Below are 6,819 nucleotides of genomic sequence, written 5' to 3'. Positions count from 1 at the left end.
CCGCCGCCGCCAGCACGAAGCAGGTGATGGCAATCGGCAGGCCCATACCGGTTAACGCTTCGCCCAGCGCCGGACCGACGCCAGAATCAACCAGAACCTGTTTAAACACACCGCCCGCACCAATCACCAGCAGAATAATCCCCGCCGGCTGCAGCGCATGACCACAGATCTCCATCACGCGGTCTTTTGGCATGCCCTGGCGCACCGCCAGACCGTAAATCGCCACCAGACAGGCAACCAGAATCGCGGTAAACGGGTGACCGATAAACTCGAACCATTCATAGGTTGTAGAACCGACCGGAACAAAGCGTGCGGCGATAGTTTTCAGCCCCACCAGAACCAGCGGCAGCAGGATAAGCGATAAGCTGAAGCCAAAGGATGGCATTTTGCCTTCGCCCAGATGCGGCTCGGAAATATCTTCCGGTACGTGCAGCTCGACGTAACGGCTGATGAAATTCCCCCACAGCGGCCCGGCGATAATCATGCCCGGAATCGCGGCACACAGGCCAATCAGGATCATCCAGCCAAAGTCGGCGTGCATCTGAGAGGCCAGCAGCATCGGCGCAGGCCCAGGCAGCAGGAATGCCGCAGCAGCCGCTACGCCCGCAAACAGCGGGATCACAAGCTTAACCAGGTTCGTCCCCGTATGGCGCGCCATTGAGAATGCCACGCTAATCAGCAGCACAATCGCCACCTCAAAGAACAGCGGCAGCGCGCAAATCAGACCGGCCAGGCCAATCGCATAATGTGCGCGGCTGTGACCGAAGGATTTCAGCATTTTGACGGCAATCTGATCGACAGCTCCGGTCTCATGCAAAATCTTGCCGAACATCGCCCCCAGCGCCACAACAATCGCCAGGAAACCGAGCGTGCCTCCCATCCCTTTTTCCATGGTCGCCGCGATTTTATCGAGCGGCATACCGGAAAAGAGACCTGCACCAATGGATACCACCATCAAAGCAACGAAGGCGTGCATACGCGCCTTCATCACTAAAAACAGCAGTAATAAAACGGACCCTACTGCTGTTAAAACAAGCGTTAATGTACTCACTACTTACTGCCCTGGTTAATAACCTCAATGGTGCTGGCGACCACACCGTCCAGTGGTTGATCGATATCGACCACCAGTACATCGTTTTCATTCGCACCCGGTTCTTCCAGCGCTTCAAACTGGGTCACCAGCATCTGCGTTTTGAAGAAGTGGCCTTTACGCGCTTTCAGGCGGCTTTCGATAACGTCAAAATCCCCTTTCAGATAGATGAAAGAGAGGTTCGGGTTACCGTCGCGTAGCTGGTCGCGGTAGACTTTTTTCAGGGCGGAACAGACGATCAGCGAAACCTTGTTGGTACGCTGCATCGCAAAGGCGGCGTCATTCAACGCCTGTAACCACGGTTTGCGGTCGTCATCGTTGAGTGGCTCACCAGAAGCCATTTTCATGATGTTGCTGCGCGGATGGAGAAAATCGCCATCAAGAAACGCGGCCTGCAGTTGATGCGCCACTTCGCTGGCGACAGCAGATTTACCGCTGCCCGATACGCCCATCAGAACGTAAACGTGGTGATCATGATTAGTCGTGCTCAAAGCGTTGCCCCCACTGGTACAAGAATCAGGAAATTGTTACGGGTAACTGTTATCGGTAACATTGTCCAGCCGGATAAATAGAGAAGCAATATCCATTCGTGCTCGAAGTGTATAAGTGTGAGCTACTTCAAACTTGTTGGCTTAAATAGATCCGCCCGGTGACAAGGTGAAACCTAAATCTAACATTTTAGGTGTGACGGCTTCACCGCGGATGCGCGCCAGCAGACGTTCTGCGCCAATGCTGCCCATGCGTTCACGCGGCGTGAGCACGCTCGCCAGACGCGGCTCCATCACCTGCCCGATGTCGTGACCGTGGAATCCGGCAATCGCCATGTCATCAGGGATTTTCAGCCCTAAACGCTGGCATTCGAAGGCCGCTCCTACCGCCAGGTCATCGTTGGTACAAAAGACACCATCGAGCTGCGGGTATTCACGCCGCGCCTGACGGATAAGTTCAATACCGGAGGAGTAGGAAGAAGACTGCTCCACCATCACGCTGTACGGCACCAGGTCGGCATCGCGCATTGCCTGCTCGTAGCCTCTCTGTTTGATGATAGTACGTTCATCAAGGCGTGCGCCAAGATAGGCAACATGACGGTGCCCGCGGGCGATGATAGCGGCTGTCATCTGACGCGCGGCTTCGAAGTTGTCGAAGCCCACGGCAATATCAAGACATGGGGACTGGCTGTCCATCAGCTCAACCACCGGGATACCGGCAACCTCAATCATTTTCAGCGTACGGGGCGTATGGCTACGTTCGGTGAGGATCAGGCCATCAATATTCCACGACAGCATTGATTCCAGACGCTCTTGTTCCATCTCAGGCTTATAGCCGTAGTGCGCCAGCATGGTTTGATAACCATGAGCGTCAGTGACAGCCTCAATGCCGCGTAGCACTTCAGCAAAAACCTGGTTAGTAAGAGACGGTAACAGCACGCCGATAGCGCGGCTGGTGGCGTTAGAAAGGATATCAGGAGCGCGATTGGGAATATAACCCAGCTCATCAAGTGCAGCGGCAATTTTGCCCCGCAGCGCCACGGAGACCTGCTCCGGGTTACGCAAAAAGCGGCTGACCGTCATTTTGGTTACGCCCACGCGGTCGGCTACATCCTGAAGTACGGGTCTTTTCTTTTTCATCGTCCTGAAGCGTTAAAAAGGGATAGATTCCCCCAGTTTACCACGGACGTGCGTGAACCTTCGCAGAGAAAAAAAGGAGTTTTTTATTGTGATAAATACACAAAATCATTCGAGTTGCATCAAGGCGGCGACGCAGTAAATCCCCGGGAGCGTACATTAAGTACGCGACCGGGGTGAGCGAGGAAAGCCAACACAGATGCAGCTTGAAGGATGCCGTGTATTTTTATACTGGCGGCAGATCAAACAACAACACTTCGCTGTCGCTGTCGGCATGAATAGAAATGGCCTGTTCATCCCAGATTGCCAGACCATCGCTGGTGGTCGCTTTGGTCCCGTTAATTGTCACGTTACCTTTTACTACCTGGATCCAGACGCGGCGTTCAGCGGCAATCTGATGCACCGACTGCTCATCTTTGACCAGTGCCCAACGGTACAGCTCCATATCCTGGTACACTTTCAGCGAACCATCACGGGCATCTGGCGACAGCACCAGTTGTTTACCCTGAGCGGCATCAAAACGGCGCTGCTCATAGCGTGGGGTAATACCGTTTTCCTGCGGCATGATCCAAATCTGATACAGATGCAGCTTCTCAGTATTGCTCGGGTTGTACTCCGAGTGACGGATCCCCGTCCCGGCGCTCATTATCTGGAACTCACCGGCCGGAACCTGCTCTTTGTTCCCCATGCTGTCCTGATGTTCCACCGCGCCTTCCAGCACGTAAGTCAGGATTTCCATGTCTTTATGGGGATGAGTACCAAAGCCCTGACCTGCGTCGATCACGTCATCGTTAATCACGCGCAGTGCCGAGAACCCCATAAAGTTTGGGTCATAGTAGTTGGCAAAAGAGAAGGTATGCCAGGAATCGAGCCAGCCATGATTAGCGTGGCCACGGTCATTAGCTTTGCGTAAGTAGATCATTGTGTTCACCCCCAGATGTTTTCGATGGAGTAAGTGTGGACTCAATCCGCCGGGGATCATAGAGGGTGAAAATTGACTCCTCTGTTCAAAAAAAATGAACAAGCCCAGAGGAGTCTGCGCAGGCTATTTGGCGAGAGTTATCGTCGCCGGAGAAGCCTGTTCAAAGGCGCGTTCGAGGAGTTCCAGATTGGTAAGAACTTCAGATTCCTTGACGTAATTAGGCGTACCGGCTGTTAGCGTCTGGTAAAGCGCATCATAGACGCGACCGTAATCCCCCACTTCCGGCTGCACCTCTTCTTTTACCGTCAGGCCGTCATCATTGACGTACTCCAGCATCCCAATGGAATCGTCAGCAGCGAAACCTGGCTCACCTGGCATGATATTGGCCTTCAGGCTGGTTTCCTGCTGGTCGATGCCGTACTTCACAAACGAGCCTTTGGTACCGTGAACGATAAACTTCGGATAGTCGATTTTCACCAAGTGACTGGTTTTAACAATGGCTTTCAGAGAGCCGTAGAACAGCTGTGCTTCAAAGGTATCGTCCGGGTTCGCTTTGTTGCGCAGGCTGCGGATGTCATAGGCCACGCAATCGGGACGACCGAACAGCGAGATAATCTGATCCATGGTGTGTACGCCCAGACCATAGAATGCGCCGTCCTGCGGCAGTCCCGGCTTGGTTTCCGCCTCGGGGCGGTAGTAATCGAAATGGCTTTCAACCTCAACAATTTCACCGAGCTTGCCGCTCTCAATCGCTTTTTTAGCGGTGAGGAAGCAGGAATCAAAACGACGGTTCTGATATGGCGTAACGGTCAGCCCTTTGCTTTGCGCCAGTTCGAACAGTGCTTTTGCTTGCGCAAGCGTCGGCGTGAAGGGTTTCTCAACCAACACGTTTTTACCCGCTTCCAGCGCGCGTTTAGCGTATTCAAAATGGCTGTCAGCATGGGTACAGACGATCACCAGCTTCACCTGCGGATCGTTTAAGATCTCGTCAAGGTCACTGGTGAAGTGAATATGTGAATATTGTGGCGCCTGCTCTTCCGGCTTGGCGTGGCGGCGAAAAATGTGCGCGACATGCCAGCTATTTTTGCGGTTGAGGACGTACGGCAAATGGTAGCGAGTGGTGCTTTTACCAAAACCAATAAATGCGCAGTGTAAGGTCATGAGACGATCCTTTCGAAGGTGATTGTCTACACCATAGCGCAAAGCGGCTGGAGACTGAATGTTGGATTCTTTGCCGGATGGCGCTTGAACTGCACCACAGGGCGACAGGATCGGCCGTCGGCGTCGCAGGCAGTTTGTTCACGGCAAGCGCGCAGGGCCCGGAGCGTACTAAATGTACGTGAGGAGCACGAGCACTTCCCGGGGACGAAATGGCAAGTAAGCCAGGCAGACACAAAACCTCAAAAAAAAAGCCAGCAAAAGCTGGCTAAAGTAATACTGGAAGCAATGTGAGCAATGTCGTGCTTTCAGGTTCTCCGTAGGGGTTCCCCTGAACGCAGAGCAATAATAATCATTCTCATTCGCACTTGTCTACTTCTTTTTGCAAAAAAATGCAGTTGACGGAATTTTCTTTCTCAGCGAGTGTAAATACACAATTAACCCTGCTGGAGATAAGGAATGAGTGAGATAGTGATACGCCACGCTGAACCGAAAGATTACGACGCAATTCGTCAGATCCACGCCCAGCCGGAGGTGTACCACAACACGCTACAGGTTCCTCATCCTTCCCTCGAGATGTGGCAAGCGAGGCTAACCGAGCAAGCCGGGGTCAAACAACTGGTTGCCTGTATTGACGATATCGTCGTGGGGCATCTCTGTATTGAGGTCGCGCAACGCCCGCGTCGCAGCCACGTGGCTGATTTTGGTATCTGCGTGGATGCACGGTGGCACAATCGCGGCGTTGCCAGCGCGTTGATTCGCACGATGATCGACATGTGCGACAACTGGCTGCGCGTCGAGCGTATTGAGCTAACGGTATTTGTTGATAATGAGCCGGCCGTGGCGGTGTATAAGAAATACGGCTTTGAAATCGAAGGCACAGGTAAGAAATACGGCCTGCGCAATGGTGAATACGTTGATGCCTACTTTATGGCGCGTATGAAATAAATGTAAGGGCGAGTCTTATCGCCCTTCTTATTGAAAGGACGCAAGAGTGAAAAAGTACCTTCTCCTGGTGTTGCTGGCAGCACTCTCCCCTGCTTTCGCCACTACCGTACAAAATCTCGATTCCGTGCCCAGCGCCATTCAACACCCGGAAGGTAAACAGATTTTTGCTGAGCAAATGGCGGGAGCAACCCCAGCCAAAGGATTTGGCGAGCTTCCACAGGGATTATCTGAGAACGCGTGGATTGCCTGGGTTGCGCCGAATGAAGATCCTGACAACCTGATCCTCACGGGTGCCAAAGCCTGGGGCAAAGACGGCAAATATATCGGTATCGCCTGTTTCGCCGACAATCCGGCCGACGCCGGGCAGGCAAAGAAATACGCGGATAACAACTGTCCGGAAAACTACAGCAACGGGCGCGCCAATAAATTATATCTCGGCGTTTTTTCCTGGCAGAACCAACAGCTAACGCCGCTTGCACGCTCGGAAAAACCATTAAACCAACTCTCTGAGTGGAATAAAACCGCCGAAAAAGAGAGCGATGATGAGTCCGTCAGACCACTGGCCTATTATACAAAACTGGATCTGGCACCGTACCGGATCGCACCCGATACGCTAGCGTTTGGGGTGCGCGGTGGATACTCTGAGGCGTATTCCGGCGGCGGCGCATTTTATGAAGTGCTGGAGCTCTATGCGATCAAAGATAACAGGATAATCAACGTGTATTCCGACCTTGTTTATCAATATACGGACATCGCCGGAGAGTGGAATAAAGACGGTACAAGACAGCACGACATCAGCGAAAGTAAATATATCCTCAAAATACGTTCGGCAAAAACACACGGTTTTTATGATTTAGAGCGCGTAAACCTGCAGGATAAAAGCAGCCAAATATTCCGCTGGTCTGAATCGCTGCAGCGATATGCGCCATTCATCATCGATAAAAGATAGCGGCGAAATCTTTGGTTTAGGCACTGCCTGGCCGCTGGAGAAATATTTACAAGACTACGAAGAGAGCAAAACAACACGAAGCTAAGGTTACCTGGAGACAATGAATTATGATAACTGCCATTGGGCC

General features: G+C 52.6%; 6 protein-coding genes and 2 pseudogenes. 3 read left to right on the top strand and 5 right to left on the bottom strand.

What is annotated here, in order from left to right:
* The 5 genes from gntU to FDW87_RS13625 all read right to left on the bottom strand — a co-directional run.
* Positions 1 to 1,051 (bottom strand): gluconate transporter (gene gntU, locus FDW87_RS13645; RefSeq protein ID WP_252363169.1); only part of this gene is annotated, 1,051 nt, incomplete at its 3' end.
* Positions 1,051 to 1,581: a gluconokinase gene (gntK, locus tag FDW87_RS13640; RefSeq protein ID WP_003023475.1), complete on the bottom strand. Its 531-nt coding sequence runs from the start codon at positions 1,579 to 1,581 to the stop codon at positions 1,051 to 1,053. The genes gntK and gntU, both read right to left, overlap by 1 nt.
* Positions 1,582 to 1,722: 141 nt before the next feature.
* Entirely contained in the window at positions 1,723 to 2,718 is a 996-nt protein-coding gene (gene gntR, locus FDW87_RS13635; RefSeq protein WP_016157654.1) for a gluconate operon transcriptional repressor GntR, read from the bottom strand.
* 223 nt (positions 2,719 to 2,941) lie between these two features.
* On the bottom strand, positions 2,942 to 3,637 hold the full coding sequence (gene yhhW / locus FDW87_RS13630; RefSeq protein WP_003023472.1) for a quercetin 2,3-dioxygenase: 696 nt from the start codon (positions 3,635 to 3,637) through the stop codon (positions 2,942 to 2,944).
* A gap of 123 nt (positions 3,638 to 3,760) precedes the next feature.
* The gene (locus FDW87_RS13625) at positions 3,761 to 4,798 is read right to left on the bottom strand and encodes an oxidoreductase (protein WP_046274517.1); all 1,038 of its coding nucleotides are present in this window, start codon (positions 4,796 to 4,798) and stop codon (positions 3,761 to 3,763) included.
* 456 nt (positions 4,799 to 5,254) lie between these two features.
* On the opposite strand from FDW87_RS13625, the gene yhhY reads away from it, so the two are divergent.
* The 3 genes and pseudogenes from yhhY to FDW87_RS22585 form a co-directional block, all read left to right on the top strand.
* Complete coding sequence (gene yhhY, locus FDW87_RS13620) at positions 5,255 to 5,743, top strand: N-acetyltransferase (RefSeq protein WP_016154824.1); 489 nt, start codon at positions 5,255 to 5,257, stop codon at positions 5,741 to 5,743.
* 46 nt (positions 5,744 to 5,789) lie between these two features.
* A pseudogene (locus tag FDW87_RS23305) lies at positions 5,790 to 6,671 on the top strand (hypothetical protein); the annotation flags it as partial.
* Positions 6,666 to 6,777 (top strand): annotated as a pseudogene (locus FDW87_RS22585) (hypothetical protein); the annotation flags it as partial. The pseudogenes FDW87_RS23305 and FDW87_RS22585, both read left to right, overlap by 6 nt.
* Between the last annotated feature and the right edge of the window lie 42 nt (positions 6,778 to 6,819).

This window comes from Citrobacter sp. wls826 (genome assembly GCF_005281245.1).
GTDB classification, from domain to species: Bacteria; Pseudomonadota; Gammaproteobacteria; order Enterobacterales; family Enterobacteriaceae; genus Citrobacter; species Citrobacter braakii.
The sequence above is the reverse complement of the archived record's forward strand: the minus strand, read 5'-3'. Positions and strand labels throughout refer to the sequence as shown.

Excerpts from the sequence above, each read along its gene's own strand:
- gntR (WP_016157654.1), bottom strand. The coding sequence starts at position 2,718 with ATGAAAAAGAAAAGACCCGTACTTCAGGATGTAGCCGACCGCGTGGGC.
- yhhW (WP_003023472.1), bottom strand. The coding sequence starts at position 3,637 with ATGATCTACTTACGCAAAGCTAATGACCGTGGCCACGCTAATCATGGC.
- FDW87_RS13625 (WP_046274517.1), bottom strand. The coding sequence starts at position 4,798 with ATGACCTTACACTGCGCATTTATTGGTTTTGGTAAAAGCACCACTCGC.
- yhhY (WP_016154824.1), top strand. The coding sequence starts at position 5,255 with ATGAGTGAGATAGTGATACGCCACGCTGAACCGAAAGATTACGACGCA.